Source organism: Bradyrhizobium pachyrhizi (genome assembly GCF_029714545.1).
Taxonomy (GTDB): Bacteria; Pseudomonadota; Alphaproteobacteria; order Rhizobiales; family Xanthobacteraceae; genus Bradyrhizobium; species Bradyrhizobium pachyrhizi.
In genome coordinates this window covers 7762395-7778351 of sequence record NZ_CP121667.1, presented here as the reverse complement: position 1 = coordinate 7778351, position 15957 = coordinate 7762395, and the positions used below count along the sequence as shown (strand labels likewise).

Annotated in this window: 17 protein-coding genes; 11 read left to right on the top strand and 6 right to left on the bottom strand. The window is 65.5% G+C overall.

What is annotated here, in order from left to right:
• Window positions 1–42 precede the first annotated feature (42 nt).
• Window positions 43–696: a dihydrofolate reductase family protein gene (locus QA639_RS36765; RefSeq protein WP_157347863.1), complete on the top strand. Its 654-nt coding sequence runs from the start codon at window positions 43–45 to the stop codon at window positions 694–696.
• 204 nt (window positions 697–900) lie between these two features.
• On the opposite strand, the gene QA639_RS36760 is transcribed toward QA639_RS36765, so the two are convergent.
• Window positions 901–1866, bottom strand: a complete 966-nt coding sequence (locus QA639_RS36760; RefSeq protein WP_028332828.1) for a 2-hydroxyacid dehydrogenase — start codon at window positions 1864–1866, stop codon at window positions 901–903.
• 530 nt (window positions 1867–2396) lie between these two features.
• Between QA639_RS36760 and QA639_RS36755 the strand changes: the two genes are divergently transcribed.
• From QA639_RS36755 to QA639_RS36730, 6 genes are all read left to right on the top strand, one after another.
• Window positions 2397–2765 (top strand): YciI family protein, encoded by a 369-nt coding sequence (locus tag QA639_RS36755; protein WP_157347862.1) that lies wholly within the window; start codon window positions 2397–2399, stop codon window positions 2763–2765.
• Entirely contained in the window at window positions 2762–4042 is a 1281-nt protein-coding gene (locus QA639_RS36750; protein WP_028332830.1) for an RNA polymerase sigma factor, read from the top strand. Before QA639_RS36755 ends, QA639_RS36750 begins: the two co-directional genes overlap by 4 nt.
• A 199-nt stretch (window positions 4043–4241) precedes the next feature.
• Window positions 4242–5759, top strand: a complete 1518-nt coding sequence (locus QA639_RS36745; RefSeq protein WP_157347861.1) for an arylsulfatase B — start codon at window positions 4242–4244, stop codon at window positions 5757–5759.
• Window positions 5760–5951: 192 nt separating this feature from the next.
• Entirely contained in the window at window positions 5952–6362 is a 411-nt protein-coding gene (locus QA639_RS36740; RefSeq protein WP_157347860.1) for a DoxX family protein, read from the top strand.
• 33 nt (window positions 6363–6395) lie between these two features.
• A complete protein-coding gene (locus QA639_RS36735) occupies window positions 6396–6932 on the top strand; it encodes an SRPBCC family protein (protein WP_157347859.1) in 537 nt (178 codons plus the stop codon).
• Between the two features lie 118 nt (window positions 6933–7050).
• Window positions 7051–7461, top strand: a complete 411-nt coding sequence (locus QA639_RS36730; RefSeq protein WP_157347858.1) for a VOC family protein — start codon at window positions 7051–7053, stop codon at window positions 7459–7461.
• Between the two features lie 202 nt (window positions 7462–7663).
• On the opposite strand, the gene QA639_RS36725 is transcribed toward QA639_RS36730, so the two are convergent.
• The 3 genes from QA639_RS36725 to cobT form a co-directional block, all read right to left on the bottom strand.
• Window positions 7664–8086 (bottom strand): S49 family peptidase domain-containing protein, encoded by a 423-nt coding sequence (locus tag QA639_RS36725; RefSeq protein WP_050385238.1) that lies wholly within the window; start codon window positions 8084–8086, stop codon window positions 7664–7666.
• 114 nt (window positions 8087–8200) lie between these two features.
• The gene (locus tag QA639_RS36720) at window positions 8201–8431 is read right to left on the bottom strand and encodes a hypothetical protein (RefSeq protein WP_410712141.1); all 231 of its coding nucleotides are present in this window, start codon (window positions 8429–8431) and stop codon (window positions 8201–8203) included.
• Between the two features lie 231 nt (window positions 8432–8662).
• Complete coding sequence (cobT, locus tag QA639_RS36715) at window positions 8663–9676, bottom strand: nicotinate-nucleotide--dimethylbenzimidazole phosphoribosyltransferase (protein ID WP_157347857.1); 1014 nt, start codon at window positions 9674–9676, stop codon at window positions 8663–8665.
• A 178-nt stretch (window positions 9677–9854) separates the two neighbouring features.
• Between cobT and cobS the strand changes: the two genes are divergently transcribed.
• Window positions 9855–10607, top strand: a complete 753-nt coding sequence (gene cobS, locus QA639_RS36710; RefSeq protein ID WP_157347856.1) for an adenosylcobinamide-GDP ribazoletransferase — start codon at window positions 9855–9857, stop codon at window positions 10605–10607.
• Window positions 10608–10677: 70 nt separating this feature from the next.
• On the top strand, window positions 10678–11244 hold the full coding sequence (locus tag QA639_RS36705; RefSeq protein ID WP_283088581.1) for a histidine phosphatase family protein: 567 nt from the start codon (window positions 10678–10680) through the stop codon (window positions 11242–11244).
• 234 nt (window positions 11245–11478) lie between these two features.
• On the opposite strand, the gene QA639_RS36700 is transcribed toward QA639_RS36705, so the two are convergent.
• Together QA639_RS36700 and QA639_RS36695 are read right to left on the bottom strand one after the other, a co-directional pair.
• Window positions 11479–12267 carry an SDR family NAD(P)-dependent oxidoreductase gene (locus QA639_RS36700; protein ID WP_157347854.1) on the bottom strand — a complete coding sequence of 263 codons (789 nt, stop codon included), beginning with the start codon at window positions 12265–12267 and terminating at the stop codon, window positions 11479–11481.
• 316 nt (window positions 12268–12583) lie between these two features.
• The gene (locus QA639_RS36695) at window positions 12584–14254 is read right to left on the bottom strand and encodes a methyl-accepting chemotaxis protein (protein ID WP_157347853.1); all 1671 of its coding nucleotides are present in this window, start codon (window positions 14252–14254) and stop codon (window positions 12584–12586) included.
• Window positions 14255–14773: 519 nt separating this feature from the next.
• Between QA639_RS36695 and QA639_RS36690 the strand changes: the two genes are divergently transcribed.
• Together QA639_RS36690 and QA639_RS36685 are read left to right on the top strand one after the other, a co-directional pair.
• Entirely contained in the window at window positions 14774–15439 is a 666-nt protein-coding gene (locus QA639_RS36690; RefSeq protein WP_028332840.1) for a glutathione S-transferase family protein, read from the top strand.
• Between the two features lie 144 nt (window positions 15440–15583).
• Entirely contained in the window at window positions 15584–15955 is a 372-nt protein-coding gene (locus QA639_RS36685) for a nuclear transport factor 2 family protein (protein ID WP_157347852.1), read from the top strand.
• Window positions 15956–15957: the final 2 nt, after the last annotated feature.

The window sequence follows — 15957 nt, the reverse complement described above, 5'->3', positions numbered from 1 at the left end:
CCCGCCTTCCGTAAGGTCTCCCACTCACGGAAGCGGAACATCATGGGAAAAGTCAGGACTTCAGTATTCACGGTCTCGATCGACGGATTTGGCGCGGCGCCGAATCAGAGCCTCGAACATCCGTTCGGCGTCGGCGGCCTGGCGCTGCCCGCCGCCTGGTTCTTCGAGACGCGAACCTTTCGCGCGATGACCGGCCAGGACGGCGGCACCACCGGGCTCGACGACGAGATCGCGCGCAAGTCGATGGAGGGGATCGGCGCCTGGATCCTGGGCCGCAACATGTTCGGCCCGATCCGCGGGCCGTGGCCGGATCATGCCTGGAAGGGCTGGTGGGGCGACAATCCGCCGTACCACACGCCGGTGTTCGTGCTGACCCATCACGCGCGGCCCGACATCGCGATGGAGGGCGGCACCACGTTTCACTTCGTGACCGACGGCATGCTCGCGGCGCTCGAGCGGGCGCGCGCCGTTGCCGGCGACAAGGATATCCGCGTCGGCGGCGGCGTCTCGGTGGTGCGGCAATTCCTGCAGGCGCGTCTGCTCGACGAGCTGCAACTGGTGCTGCCGCCGGTCGTGCTCGGCGCCGGCGAGAGTTTGCTCGCGGGCCTTGATCTGCCCGCCCTCGGCTATGCCGTCGTCTCGCATGTCGCGAGCCCGCACGCGACCCACGTTACCTTCGCGCGCAAGGCGTCTTAGTCAGCCGTGCATCTTGTCCGTCATTGCGAACGTTACGCGGTAGGATGGATTGCTTCGTCGCTGCGCTCCTCGCAATGACGTTCAAGCGCGATTCCGCACCGCCGGTTTCGTAGCCCGGATGGAGCGCAGCGCAATCCGGGAGCGGTTTGTCCGGCGCAAAGAACCCCGGATTTCGCTTCGCTGCATCCGGGCTACACGCAGGTGTCAATACCCCCGCTTGCGGTCGACCAGGTTTTCCAGCGCGCCGCCGGCCTCGAAGCGCGCGATCTGCTGTGCGACATATTTCGAGATCTCGTCGGCGTCGGTGTCGGCGGCGTTGTGCGGCGTCAGCACCACCTTCGGGTGGCTCCAGAACGGACTCGCCTCGGGCAGCGGTTCGGTCTCGAAGACGTCGAGCGAGGCGGCGCCCAGCGTGCCGTCATCGAGCGCGCGCAGGATGTCGGCCTCGTTCTGCAGGCCGCCGCGGCCGGCATTGATGATGACGGGCGCGCCGAGCGGGCTCTCGCGGTTCAGCTTCGCGAACGCATCGCGGTTGAGCACGTGCCTTGTGTCCGGCGTCAGCGGCAGCAGGCAGACCAGGATGTTGGTCTCGCGCAGGAATGCGTCGAGCCCGTCCGCGCTGTGATAGCAGGCGATGCCGTCGATGCGCTTCTCGCTGCGGCTCCAGCCGACGACGCGAAAGCCGAGCGCGCGCAGCGCCTGCGCCGAGGCGGCGCCGAGCGTGCCGAGCCCCATGACGCCGACGGTGATCGCGCTCGCCGCCCACTGGTAGTCCGGCGCCCAGCGCTTCACCCGTTGCGACTCGCGCAAATAGAGCTCCTGGCGGTGATGCATCAGCACGTGCAGCACGACATATTCGGTCATGCGCTCGGTGAGATCGGAGACCGCGACCCGCACCAGCGGCACGTCGGGCAGCGAGCGATCGGCCATCAGCGCGTCGACCCCGGCGCCGAGATTGAAGATGACGCGCAGGTTCTTGAATGCCGCGAGTTCGCCCGGCTTCGGCTTCCACACCGCGGCGTAGTGCACCTCGGCGGGATCGAGCGCGCCGTCCGGCAGCAGCACCACGCGGCGATCCGGGCAGACCGCGTCGAACCGCGCCTTCCAGCGCGCCGACGACCAGTTTTCCGAGCCGCCATTGATCAGCAGCGCGAGCGCGCCCTTACCCATCCCGATACCTCCAACGTCTATGTGATTTAAGTCACATAACGGGTCCGACCCGCTTCCTTTTCTCCTGCCATCAACAGGGGAGAACTTCCATGCGCAAACTGATCCTGGTGTCGGCTTTCATCCGCTCCGCCGTCGCCGCGGTCCACGCCCGTGCTCGCAAACGCTGACACGCCGGCTCAGGCTCAACCGGCCGTTGCTCCAACGCAGAACGAGGCCCAACCGGCCTCATCGCAGGCTCAGGCGCAACCCGTGGAGTCTCCGCGGCGGCAGGCGTCCCGTTCGGTGGGGAGGAGCCACATCCGCCATCGAGAGAGCGATGAAGCCAAGGCACGCCGGATCGCCGCCCGCTACGGCGTCTATTGGTAACCGCACGTTCATCGTCGCCGCGACAAACGTCCCGTCCGTCGAAGCTCGCCATGAAGTCCCGATCAAAATCCACCGTCGGCACCCGGAACCTAAATTTCTTTCGCGCCCCCTGTCGGCAGCGGGCATAATCGTTCGTTCTTGCAATGAACGGAGATGCCTTTTCGATGCTGTACGCCATCCTCTGCTATCATGACGAAGACATGGTCGGCTCCTGGAGCAAGGAACACGACGCCTCCGTCATGCAGAAACTGTCCGTTGTGCAGGACAAGCTCGCCAAGCAGGGCAGGCTCGGCCCGGTGGCGCGGCTGTTGCCGACCACCGCGGCGACCACGCTGCGCAAGGAAAACCCGCCGCTGGTGCTGGACGGCCCGTTCGCCGAAACCAAGGAACAGCTGCTCGGCTTCTATCTGGTCGAGGGCAAGAACCTCGACGAGGTGCTCGACATCGCGCGCGACCTCGGCGAGGCCAATCCCGGCGGCACCTATGAGATCCGCCCGGTCGGCTACTTCAATCAGGGAGGTACCAAGGCGTGAGCGTGACCGACACCGCCTGGATCGATGCTGCGTTGACGTCCGCGCGTCCCCAGGCGGTCGGCGCATTGCTGCGCTACTTCCGCAATCTCGACACCGCCGAGGAGGCATTCCAGAACGCCTGCCTGCGGGCGCTCAAGAGCTGGCCGCAGAACGGCCCGCCGCGCGATCCCGCGGCGTGGCTGATCATGGTCGGCCGCAACGTCGCGATCGACGAGGTCCGCCGCAACAAGAAGCAGCAGCCGCTGCCCGACGACGACCAGGCGATCTCCGACCTCGACGACGCCGAGGACGAGATCGCCGAGCGGCTCGACGGCTCGCATTACCGCGACGACATCCTGCGGCTGCTGTTCATCTGCTGTCACAAGGATCTGCCGGCGACGCAGCAGATCGCGCTCGCGCTGCGCATCGTCTCAGGTCTCACGGTGAAGCAGATCGCGCGCGCCTTCCTGGTCTCGGAAGCCGCGATGGAGCAGCGCATCACGCGGGCCAAGGCGCGCGTCGCCGATGCCAACGTGCCGTTCGAGACGCCGGGCGCGGTCGAGCGCAGCGAGCGGCTCGCCTCGGTCGCGGCGATGATCTATCTGATCTTCAACGAGGGCTATTCGGCGAGCGGCGACACCGCCGAAATCCGCGCGCCGTTGTGCGAGGAGGCGATCCGCCTCGCCCGTCTGCTGCTGCGGCTGTTCCAGAGCGAGCCGGAGATCATGGGGCTTACCGCGCTGCTGTTGTTGCAGCACGCCCGCGCCGAGGCGCGCTTCGATGCTGACGGCGAGGTGATCCTGCTCGACGACCAGGATCGCAGCCTGTGGAACCAGAAGCAGATCGCCGAGGGCCTCGCGCTGATCGACAAGGCGATGCGCCACCGCCGCAGCGGGCCGTATCAGGTGCAGGCGGCGATCGCAGCGCTGCATGCCCGCGCGGAAAAGCCCGAGGATACCGACTGGACCCAGATCGATCTGCTGTACGGCGCGCTCGAGGTCATGCAGCCGTCGCCGGTGATCACGCTCAACCGCGCCGTTGCGGTCTCCAAGGTGAAGGGGCCGGAAGCCGCGCTCGAGATGATCGAGCCCTTGGCACCGCGGCTTGCCAACTACTTCCATTATTTCGGCGTCCGCGGCGCCTTCCTGATGCAGCTCGGCCGCAACGAGGAGGCCCGCATCGCCTTCGACCGCGCCATCGCGCTCGCCAACACCACCGCCGAAGCCGCCCACATCCGCATGCATATCGACCGCCTGATGCGCGACAGCCAGCCGCGCAGCGCGAAGGCGGGGAAATAATCGTCCAAGTCGTCGCGCGGCCGTCATGCGCGGCCCTGAGCCGGTATCGCTTCCTCCTCGAACGCGACGCTTCCCTCGAAGCCCCGATTGCCGCCCGGCGTCGAAACGACGCCGGCTGCCGCCATTGTCTGCTTCCCTGCGGCGCGCCTCCGCAGTAGCCTGCGTGAATTGCACACAAAACTATTGCTCGGAGAATGAAATGATTGATCGCCCGCTCGATGAATCGGTGCATTCAGCGCAAGGCAATCGCCAAATGAATCGCCGCGATCTCCTGCTGAACGGCAGCTCGGTTCTGGCCATGCTTGCGTTGGCCTCGATTGCGCCTGCGAACCCCAGGTCTGCCGCCGCGCAATCGACCGCGCCGCGCCCGCACATCGTTTACATCGTCGCGGACGACCTCGGATGGAAGGACGTCGGATTTCACGGCTCCGACATCAAGACCCCAAATATCGACAAGCTTGCGCAGGACGGGGCCCGGCTCGAGCAATTTTACGTCCAGCCGATGTGCACCCCCACCCGGGCAGCATTGATGACCGGCCGTTATCCGTGCCGCTACGGCCTGCAAACCCTGGTCATTCCGACGCCCGCCAAGTACGGATTGCCGACAGATGAATGGCTGCTGCCGCAGGCGCTGAAGGAAGCAGGCTACAGGACGGCCATGGTCGGAAAGTGGCACCTTGGGCACGCCGACCGCAAGTTCTGGCCGCGTCAACGCGGGTTCGACTACCACTATGGATCGATGGTGGGCGAGGTCGATTACTTCACCCATTCATCGGCAAATGTGCGCGACTGGTATCGCAACGACAAGCCGGTGAATGAGCCGGGCTACGTCACTCAATTGTGGGGTGCGGATGCAGTCGCGCAAATCGACGCCCATGATCCAAAGACACCGTTGTTTCTCTATTTGGCCTTTACCGCTCCGCACTCGCCTTACCAGGCTCCCAAAGAATATATCGACAGGTACCGGCATATCGAAGATCCAACGAGGCGCACCTACGCCGCCATGATCACGTGCATGGACGACGAGATCGGCAAGCTGGTCTCCGCGCTCGAACGGAAGAGGATGCGCGAGAACACCTTGATCGTCTTCATGAGCGACAACGGCGGCAACCAGACCGCGCTCCTTGCCGGGGATGCCGACGTGTCGAAGCTGAAGCTGCCAGCCGACAACGGTCCTTACCGCGGCGGAAAGGGCGCGTTGTACGAAGGCGGGACGCGCGTCGCCGCATTCGCGAACTGGCCCGGGCAGATCAGAGCTGGCGAGGTGAGGGAGATGATGCACGTCGTCGACATGTTCCCGACGCTCGCCGGTCTCGCCGGCGCCGACCTCGCCAAGGGAAGCAAGGGAAAGCCGCTCGATGGGCTGGACGTCTGGGCCACCGTCAGCAAAGGCGCCCCCTCGCCCCGGCAAGAGGTGGTGTACAACATCGAGCCGTTCCGCGGCGGTGTGCGCACAGGTGACTGGAAGCTGATCTGGCGGACGCCGCTTCCTTCGGCGATCGAGCTGTACAATATCCCGCAAGACCCGTCGGAAAAAACCAATCTGGCCGAAAGCAATCCCCAGAAGGTCGCGGAGTTGCAGTCCCGCATCGCGCAGCTCGCGAGGGAAAGCGCCAAGTCCCTGTTCCTTATCGATGCGTTCGCGGCGGTCAAGGGGGCTTCATACGGACCGCCGTCGCTGCCCAGCGAGGATGCCTTCTTCACGCAAGGTGATTGAGGGCGCGGGGGCCGCCCCGTTGAAGGGGCGAACCTCATTGGATCTGGCCGGATGCCCGTGATTCAAGCTCCCGTACCGGGAGCTTCGACCGTGCATCGCGACGACGTCCAAAAATCTTCACCGGGGTTGTCGGCCTCGCATTCCGCCGTTCGTCTTGATGGCAGAGCATCACCAAGCGTTACGGAGCCTGTCATGCCGACGGTCGTCGACACCGAAGTCTCAAAGCCCGCCCGCATCACCGGCCGCGTCATGAGCGGCGTGGTCGTCCTGTTCCTGCTGTTCGACGGCGCGGTCAAGCTGGTGCCGCTGTCGGTCGTCACCGAGACCATGGACAGGATGGGCTTCGGCGCGAGCGATGCGCTGGCGCGCAGCCTCGGCATCATCACCATCGTCTGCACGCTGCTCTACTCGGTGCCGCCGACCTCGATCCTCGGCGCCATCCTGCTCACCGGCTATCTCGGCGGCGCGATCGCATCGCATGTGCGGATCGGCAGCCCGTTGTTCACCCACACGCTGTTCGGGCTCTATCTCGGCCTGATGCTGTGGGGCGGGCTCTATCTGCGCGACGGCAATCTGCGCGCAATGCTTCCATTGCGCCGGTGAATTGTTGTTAAATCCATCCTCGTGGAGACTGTCATGTTCGAGACCATTTCCATCATCGCCGTCACCCTTGCCGTCGCGATCGCCGTCATCCTCATCCTCGCGGCGACCAAGCCGGGTACGCTCCGCGTCACGCGTGCGATCAGCGTCAACGCACCGGCCGAGCGGATATTTCCATTGATCGACGATTTCCATCAGTGGACGCTCTGGTCGCCTTACGAGAACCGGGATCCGGCCATGAAGCGCATCTACAGCGGCGCCGGGCGCGGGCAGGGAGCGGCCTATGCCTGGGACGGCAACAAGAATGTCGGCGCCGGCCGCATGGAGATCCTGCAATCCTCCGCGCCGTCGAAGATCGTCATCAAGCTCGACTTCATCAAGCCGTTCGAAGGCCACAACACTGCCGAGTTCACAATGCTGCCGCAGGGAAATGCGACCAGCGTCACATGGACCATGTATGGTCCGGCCGTCTTCATGTCGAAGGTAATGCAGGTGTTCATGAACCTGGATCGCATGATCGGCAGGGATTTCGAGGTCGGTCTCGCCAATCTGAAGAAACTGACTGAAAAGTAGCGCGTTTTCGAACGAGGTGGTTACCGGTTCGTGTCAGGAAAGCGCGTCAAGATAGCAATCCGGAGCCCTCGTTCCGATATGATCGGGGCGAGGCTCGAATGACCCAAGGGAGCATGCGATGCAGGTCAACCCCTATCTCTCCTACGACGGCAATTGCGGCACCGCGCTGAAATTCTACGAGAAGGTTCTCGGCGCCCGGATCGAGGAAACCTTCCCCTACGGCGAGGGCAGTGCGGAGATGCAGACGCCGCCCGGCTGGAAAGACAAGATCATGCATGCCCGCCTCACGATCGACGGCGAGATCATCATGGCCTCTGACGCCCCGCCCGGCCACTTCCAGAAGCCGCAGGGCTTCCACGTCGCGTTGCAGGTCGAGGATCCCGCGGAGGCCGAACGCCGCTTCAAGGCGCTGTCCGACGGCGGCACGGTGACGATGCCGTTCGGCAAGACGTTCTTCTCCAACGGCTTCGGCATGTGCGTCGATCAGTTCGGCATCCCCTGGATGGTGAACTGCCCGCAGGGGATGTAGGCCGCGGTAGTTGGACAGTCATCCCCGCGCAACGGCTCCGCCGTTGTCGCTGAGGTGGCCGCTTCTTCAGCGGCCCTCGAAGGTTCGACGGCTCGGCTGTGGCCGTGCATCCTTCGAGGCTCGCCCAGCGGTGCAAGTGCACCGCGGGCTCGCACCTCAGGATGACGGGTCGGACTACGTCAGTTGTTTGGTCAAGGCGCCGCTACCTACACCGCGGATAGATCGCCGCGAGCTCGCGGCCGCGCAGCAGCAGCAGGCGCGAGGTCAGGCCGCCGCGGCGGACGATCCAGCCGCGCACCGGTGCCGGATAGGCTTGCAGCACCGCCACGGACGCTTCCGGCTCGGCATAAGTGTGGCCGCGCCGGTCGATCGAGCGGGCGGCGTGAAAGCCGAGCACGGCGCGCCGCGTCACGCAGATGCGGTCGCTCGGCACCATCGAGAGCACCAGCGTGCAGGCCGACAGGCAGGGCCCGTCGATCACGACGCGTTCGCCCGATTCGCGCACCTTGTCGAACAGTTCGATGAACGGGCCGACCTGCCCGCCGGGGCTGGCGAGGATACGAACGTCGGCCTGCGCGCAGCTGACGGTTGCGCAGAGAGCTACCGCCGCGACAAGTATTTTCATGCGCGCAATCCCTGCCCACGATGCGACCGAGGTGCTGTCGCATCTGAAGTCGCAAGGCTCGCGCCGGAATGGGGCATCGTCAAGACCGATGACCCGGTCGCGACAGCAGGTGGCTCAGGCCGCCCGATTCTTGAGCGCGCCAACGATCGCAGTGAGCACTGCGCCGGCAACGCCGCCGCCGGCGACCTGACCGATGATGCTGCCGATGTCAGGCGCAGCGCCGGAATTGGCGAGTAGCGGGATCAGCATGCCCAGAAGCTGTCCGCCCGCGCCGCCACCGATGGCGCCTGCGATGGTGTTTCCGAGCGTGCCGAGATCGATGCTTGGCTGCTCCGGCAGCGACATTGCCGCCAACGGCTCCGCTGATGACTTGAATGATCAGATTGATGAGGACGCCCGACATGACGTGATTTCTCCTCGGTATCTGGTGCAACGCGGCTGAGGCGCCGGCCGGCGCTTCACCGACAAGGTTAGACCTCCAGAGCGCAAAGATCATGCTGCGCACGCGAAGATTGCGGCTCGTGCCGACGGTATGCACCGGCTTTTTGAGGGAACCGCCGGGCGACCCCGAGGGCTTCAGCCCGCGCCGGAGACGCCGGCCTCGGCAAAGGTCGCCATGCCGCCATGACAGGCGAGCGCCGCGCGCAACAGCAGGATCGCAACCCCCGCGCCGGAGCCTTCGCCGAGCCGCATGTTAAGGTCGAGCAAGGGGGCGAGTTCGAGCTCGCGCAGCAATTCGCGGTGGCCGAGCTCGGCCGACACATGCCCGGCGCGGCAATGCGCGAGGCTATCCGGCGCAAGCCGCGCCAGCGGCAGCACCGCCGCTGTCGCCACGAAGCCGTCGAGCAGTACCGGAATGCAGCGTGCGCGCGCTGCCAGCACAGCCCCCGCGATCGCCGCGAGCTCGCGTCCGCCGAGCGACATCGCGGTGACGAGCGGATCGTCGTTCACGCCGCGATGCACCTTGAGCGCCGCATCGATCGTGGTGCGCTTGCGTATCAGCCCGGCATCGTCGACGCCGGTGCCGCGGCCGGCCCAGCGTACGCCGCGCCCGCCCATCAATGCCGCGCACAGCGTCGCGGCGACCGTGGTGTTGGCGATGCCCATCTCGCCGACCACGAGCAGATCGCATTGCTCGGGCACCGTGCGCCAGCCGGTATCGAGCGCGACGAGGAAATCGGCGGCGTCCATCGCCGGTCCGGTCGTGAAATCGCGGGTCGGGCGCGCCAGCTCGAGCGGCTCGACGCGCAACTCGGCGCCGGCAAGCCCGGCGATCTGGTTGATCGCAGCGCCGCCGGCGGCGAAGTTCGCCACCATCTGTGCGGTGACCTCGGAGGGATAGGCAGAGACGCCGCGCTCGGCGATGCCGTGATTGCCGGCGAACACGGCGATCGTGACCTGGTCGAGCCGGGGCAGCTCGCGCCGCTGCCAGCGCGCCAGCCAGATCGCAACCTCCTCCAGGCGGCCGAGGCTTCCCGGCGGCTTGGTCAGGTTCTGCTGGCGCTGCGTGGCGGCCGCGGCACTGGCCTCGTCGCCCTGCGGCAGGTCGCGACAAAAGCCGCGGATGTCGTCTAGAGTACTGAACTGCATGCGATTCCCTCGTCGAGCGGGCCGCAAGCTAATGCATGATCCGGAAACGTGTGAAGCGGTTTTCCCTCGCGACAAATGCGTAGCATTTGCGCGGAGATCATGCCCTAACAAGAAGCTGAAGCGCGATCAGATCGAGCCCGATCTCGTCGCGCTTTAGCCCAATTTCCAGGCCTTCACCATGAATCAATGGCTCGACGATCTCCGGACCGCGACCGCCTTCCTGACCCGCCTGCCGATGCCGCATCCGGACGGCGCGCGGACGGAGAGCTTTGCGCGGGCGCAGCGGCTGTTTCCCCTGGTCGGGGCCGCCATCGGGGCGGCGATCGGCCTGTTTTGCCTGCTGCTGCGGGCGATCGGTGTGCCGGATCTCGCCGCCGCGGCGCTCGCGCTCGGTGGCGGTGCGCTGCTCACCGGCGCGCTGCATGAGGACGGGCTCGCCGATGTCGCCGACGGGTTCGGCGGCGGCCGCGATGTCGCGGCCAAGCTCGAGATCATGCGCGACAGCCGGCTCGGCACGTACGGCGCGCTGGCGCTGGTGGTGAGCTTTGCCGCCAAGCTCGCGGCTCTCGCGGCAACTCCGAATGGTCTCGTGGTGCAGAGCCTGATCGCGGCGCACACGCTAGGCCGCGGCGTGCTGCCATGGATCGCGATCAGCCTGCCTTACGCGCGCAAGGACGGGCTCGCCGCCAATGCCGGCCGGCCCGATGGGACAATTGCCGTGGTCGCGGCCGGCATCGCGCTGCTGATCGCAATCCTCGCCTTGCCGTTCGGCAGCGCGCTGCTGGCGGCGATCGCGGCCGCTGTGAGCGCGCTGGTCATGGCGCTCGTGGCAAAGCGGCAGATCGGCGGCCAGACCGGCGATGTGCTTGGCGGCGTCGAGCAAGTCACGGAGACCGCGATCCTGGTGCTGCTCGCGGCGCGGCTAGGTTAGAGCATGTTCGAGCGAAGTGGAGACCGGTTCGCGTGAAGAAAACGCGTCGAAATGATAGTGTGAGCGGAACATGGATCGCGAAACGCGTCTCTGGCTGATCCGTCATGCGCCGGTGGACGGTCCGCGCGGCGTGATCCACGCGCCGGATGCGCCCGCCGACCTCAGCGATGCCGCGGCATTCGCGTCGTTGCAGGCGAGGTTACCGGCTCACGCTCGCGCGGTCTGCAGTCCGGCGCGGCGCACCCGTGAGACCGCAGCAAAGCTCGGTCTCACGGCAACGGAGGACGACGACTTTCGCGAGCAGGATTTTGGCGATTGGACCGGCCGGCGTCACAGCGAGATCGAAGCCGAGCTCGGCGCGGCCTATCGCGCGTTCTGGCAATCGCCGGGCAGCAACCGGCCGCCGCGCGGCGAAAGCTTTGCCGATCAGATCGCGCGGGCGCGGGCAGGGCTCGCGCGCTTGCCGGCCGGCGACGTCGTGCTGGTCGTGCATTCCGGTACCATCCGCGCGATCCTTGCGATCGCGCTCGAGCTTGCGCCGGAGCTCGCGCTGCGCTTCGTCATCGATCCGCTGTCATTGACGCGGATCGACCGGCTGCCGAACGCCTGGCGCGTGGTCGCGGTGAACGAGCGCTGATAGCGCAGTGACTCTGCTTTACCTCGCCCCGCGTGCGGGGAGAGGGCGGAACGCATCGACAGATGCGTTCCGGGTGAGGGGGAGTCTCCGCGAGACTAACTGATACTGAGCGCGGGGAGAGGGCCCCTCACCCCGACCCTCTAAGAGCGAGCTTCGCTCGTCTCGACCCCGTAAGAACGGGGCGAGGGAGCGCAGTCCCGTCGCGGCGGTGACATTAGTTCATCCGATCAACCGTTACCCATTCCGCCGCGCGCCGCGCAGGGTCGGCAGGCCGATGCCGGCGGCGTCGAAGCCGCCGTCGACGGCGAGGATCTGTCCGGTGATGTAGCTGGCGCGATCCGAGCACAGGAAGAAGATCGCTTCCGCCAGCTCCTCCTCCAGCCCATAGCGGTTGAGCGGGATGGCGTCGTGATAGTCGGCGCGGATCTCCGGCGTGTGAACAGCCTTGGCCATCGCGGTATCGACCGGCCCGGGCGCGACGCCGTTGACGCGGATGCCGAGCGAGGCGAGCTCGACCGCGAGCTGCTTGGTGAGATGCGCGAGGCCGGCCTTGCTGGTGCCGTAGGCCGAGCGCAGCGTCGAGGCGCGCACCGCCGAAATCGAGGTGATGTTGACGATCGCACCGCCGCCATGCTCGCGCATCACAGGCGCGGCCGCCTTGGTGCACAGGAACGGGCCGGTGAGGTTGACCGCCATGATCCGGCTCCAGTCGGCGTCCGAGGTCTCCAGCACCGGCGTGAACACAGCAATGCCGGCATTGTTGACCAGCGCGTCGAGCCGGCCGAACCGGTCCGTGATCGCAGAGATCGCGGCTGCCACGCCAGCGGCGTCCGATACGTCGCAGGTCAGCGCCAGCGTGTCGTCGGGCTGCTTCAGCGCCGCGACTGCCGCGCGCAGCAATTCACCCTCGATGTCGAGCAGCGCGACGCGCCAGCCGTCGGCGAGAAAGCGTTTCGCCGCGGCAAGCCCGATGCCACGCGCGGCGCCGGTCACGAGTGCGACTTTGGGGGAAGCGGAATTCATCGGATGGTCCATCGGTTCGGGCAGGAAATCCCGACCGTCTGCGACCTTTACCTGGTGATGTCAACCTGAGAGGCGCTCAACTGGCTCGGCCGTCATCGCGAGGAGCGATAGCGACGAAGCAATCCATTCTTCCCGTATGGCGAGGTGGATTGCTTAGCGGAGCCTGTCATCGGGCGCGCTTTCGCGCGACCCGTTGGCTCGCAATGACGTGGGTGCGACGGCCGTTCTACACTCTTTCAACCTGGAAGAAGGCGCGTCTCGAAGGATGCACGGCCCCCAGCCCGGGCCGCCCATCCTTCGAGGATCGCACCGTGGCTTACGCTGCGAGTTCGGCAGAGGCGCGCTGCATGTTGGTGGACATGTCCTGCGTCACGATGCTCTGCTCCTCGACCGCGGCGGCGGTCGAGGCGATGTATTCGTTGACGCCGGCGATCGCCGCCTTGATCTCGGACAGCGAGCTCACCACTTCGGCGGCGATCGAGTTCAGCGCGTCGATTTCCGAGGAGATCGTGTCGGTCGCCTGCTTGGCCTGATTGGCGAGGCTCTTCACCTCGGAGGCGACCACCGCGAAGCCGCGCCCGGCTTCGCCCGCACGCGCCGACTCGATCGTGGCGTTGAGCGCCAGCAGGTTGATCTGCCCGGTGATGCTCGAGATCATCTCGACGATGCCGCTCATCGCCTGCGCTGCGGCATTGAGCTTCTGCGCTTGCCCGTCGGCAGCCTCGACCCGGCCGGTGGCGACCGCGGCGTTCTGCTTCGACTTGGTCATGGTTTCCGAGATCTCGCGGATCGAGGCGCTCATCTCCTCGCTGCCGGCGGCGACCGCCTCGATCAGGCCGCGCGCGCTGTCGGCCTTCTTGCGGCCGATCGCCTGCGCGGTGATGTCGGTGGCGTACTTCACCACCTTGTAGGGTTTGCCGTTGAGATCGAGGATCGGGTTGTAGGAGGCCTGGATCCAGATCTCGCGGCCACCCTTGGCGATGCGCTTGTATTCGGCGGCCTGGAATTCGCCGCGGTTCAGCGCGCCCCAGAACTCGCGGTAGCCGGCCGCGCTCGCTTCAGTGGGCTCGACGAACATGCTGTGATGCTTGCCCTGGATCTCGGCAAGCGAATAGCCCATCGCGGCGAGGAAGTTCGGGTTCGCGGTGCGGATCGTGCCGTCCATGTTGAACTCGATCACCGCCTGCGACTTGCCGATCGCATCGATCTGGCCGTCATTGTCGGCGGTTTTCACCTTCTGCTGCGTGACGTCGGTGGCGAACTTGACGACCTTGAACGGCTTGCCGCGGTCGTCGAGGATCGGGTTGTAGGTGGCGAGGATCCAGATTTCCTTGCCGCCCTTGCCGAGCCGCTTGAATTCGCCGGCCTCGAACGCGCCCCGGTTCAGCCGCGCCCAGAAATCGCGATAGGCCACGCTGTCGCGGTCGGCGGGCGGCACGAACATGCTGTGGTGCTTGCCCTGGATCTCGGCGAGCGAATAGCCCATAGCGCCGAGGAAGTTCTCGTTGGCCTTGACGATGGTGCCGTCCATGTCGAACTCGATCACCGCCTGCGCCCGGCCGATCGCGGCGATCTTGCCGGCATCCTCCATGCTGTGGATCTTCTGCGCGGTGATGTCGGTAGCGAACTTGATCACGCCGACCGGCTTGCCACCCTTGTCCTGGATCGGGTTGTAGGAGGCCTGGATCCAGATCTCGCGGCCGCCCTTGGCGATGCGCTTGTATTGCGCGGCCTGGAATTCGCCGCGGTTCAGGTCGGCCCAGAATGCGCGATAGTCCTGGCTGTCGCGCGTGGCCGGATCGACGAACATGCTGTGGTGCTTGCCCTTGATCTCGTCGAGCGTGTAGCCCATCGCATTGAGGAAGTTCTCGTTGGCGTCGACGATGGTGCCGTCAAGCTTGAACTCGATCACTGCCTGCGACTTGCCGATCGCGGCAGTCTGCGCCAGCGCATTCTCGATCTTGGCCTTGTTGCTGAAACTGAACATCAGGGCTCCGTGAAGGTTCAAATAAAAGGGATGGGGAAAAGCGGATCGCGGCAACTCACGGAAAGGTTGCAGCGAGCCGTTTAGCATCCGTAAAGCCTGTTGCTCGCGCGCGCCTGGCACGAACTGCATAACGCCAAGTTCCACACATGCATCCGTCTCAATTCGCAAAGGTTTTTTTCAGAATGCACGTTATCATCCATAGGCAGCACGCGATGTTCACCGTAATCATACGGGCGAAAATCGATGATGACTTTCGTCTGATGCGGGTGATTGAAGCGCGTCGACTTCAGCAATGCTGATGGGCCTATTACGAAGCCTGATATTGCCGGCCGCTTTTCACCGATCGATGCAGCGACTTGATTCGCGTCCTCGATGAATGTGCGTCGCGTTCGATGCTTGGATCTCCATGCCTGCCGACCGTAACAAGTATCGCCATGCGAAAAAAATATCGCCGCACGAGATGTCGGAAGGGCGGTCCCGGCCTCGTCCTCCGGCCACTCATTCCATGATGGAGTTCCGATGTCGCTTACCCTGCATTACCACCCGCTGTCCTCGTTCTGTTGGAAGGCGCTGATTGCGCTCTACGAGAACGGCACGCCGTTCACGCCGAACATGGTCAATCTCGGCGATCCCGCCGAGCGCGCGGCGCTGCTCGCGCTGTCGCCGATCGGCCGTTTTCCGGTGCTCCGTGACGAGATGCGAGACGAGACGGTGCCGGAATCGAGCATCGTCATCGAATATCTCGACCGGCATTATCCCGGTGCCGTCAGGCTGATCCCCGAGGATCCGGACCTCGCGCTGCAGACCCGGCTGCGTGATCGTTTCCTCGATCTCTATGTCCACCTGCCGATGCAGAAGGTCGTTGGCGATCGACTGCGGCCTGCGGACAGCAAGGATCCGCATGGCGTCGCCGAGGCGCGGGCGCAACTCCGCACCTCCTATGCGATCCTGGATCAGCAGCTCGATCCGCGACGCGTGCATGGCGGCTGGATGATGGGCGAGCATTTCTCGTTGGCCGATTGCGCGGCCGCGCCGACGATGTTCTACGGCAACAAGGTCGAGCCGTTCGGAGATGGCCATCGGCATCTGGCCGCCTATCTCGAGCGGCTGATGGCGCGGCCGTCCTTCGCGCGCGTTCTGAAGGAGGCCGAGCCCTATTTCGGCATGTTCCCGCGGGAAGCCTGACGCAAGCCGGCCTCCGATCCGGTTCCGAAAATAAATCGTGGCGGGATGTCGCTTTCGCGCCGCCCCGTTCGTCTTCTCCCTGAGGCCCGGGTTTCCGGAGCGCTGGTCGCTCCGGAGGCCCGGGCGATACGTGTGGGAGACGACATGGCTGCAGCTGGCAACAGGGCGGAGATCATCCGCTCCCTCTTCGCCGCCTACCTCGCCAACGACCGCGCGAGAGTCGAGGCGGCGTTCGCGGAGGATTTCCGCTTCTCGACGCCCTATGGCGAGAACATCGACAAGCCGACCTATTTCGCCGAGTGCTGGCGCGACTCCGGCTGGATCGGCCGCCACGAGATCGAGCGCATCATGGTCGACGGCGTCGAGGCCTTCGTCACCTACCGCTGCGTCGCCCGCGACGGCAAGAGCTTTCGCAACACCGAGTTCTTCGTGTTCGACGGCGACAAGGTGTCGCGCATCGACGTCTATTTCGGCCCGTCGCACCAGGACGGCGAACTTGTCAGGCAGGACCGCTGAGC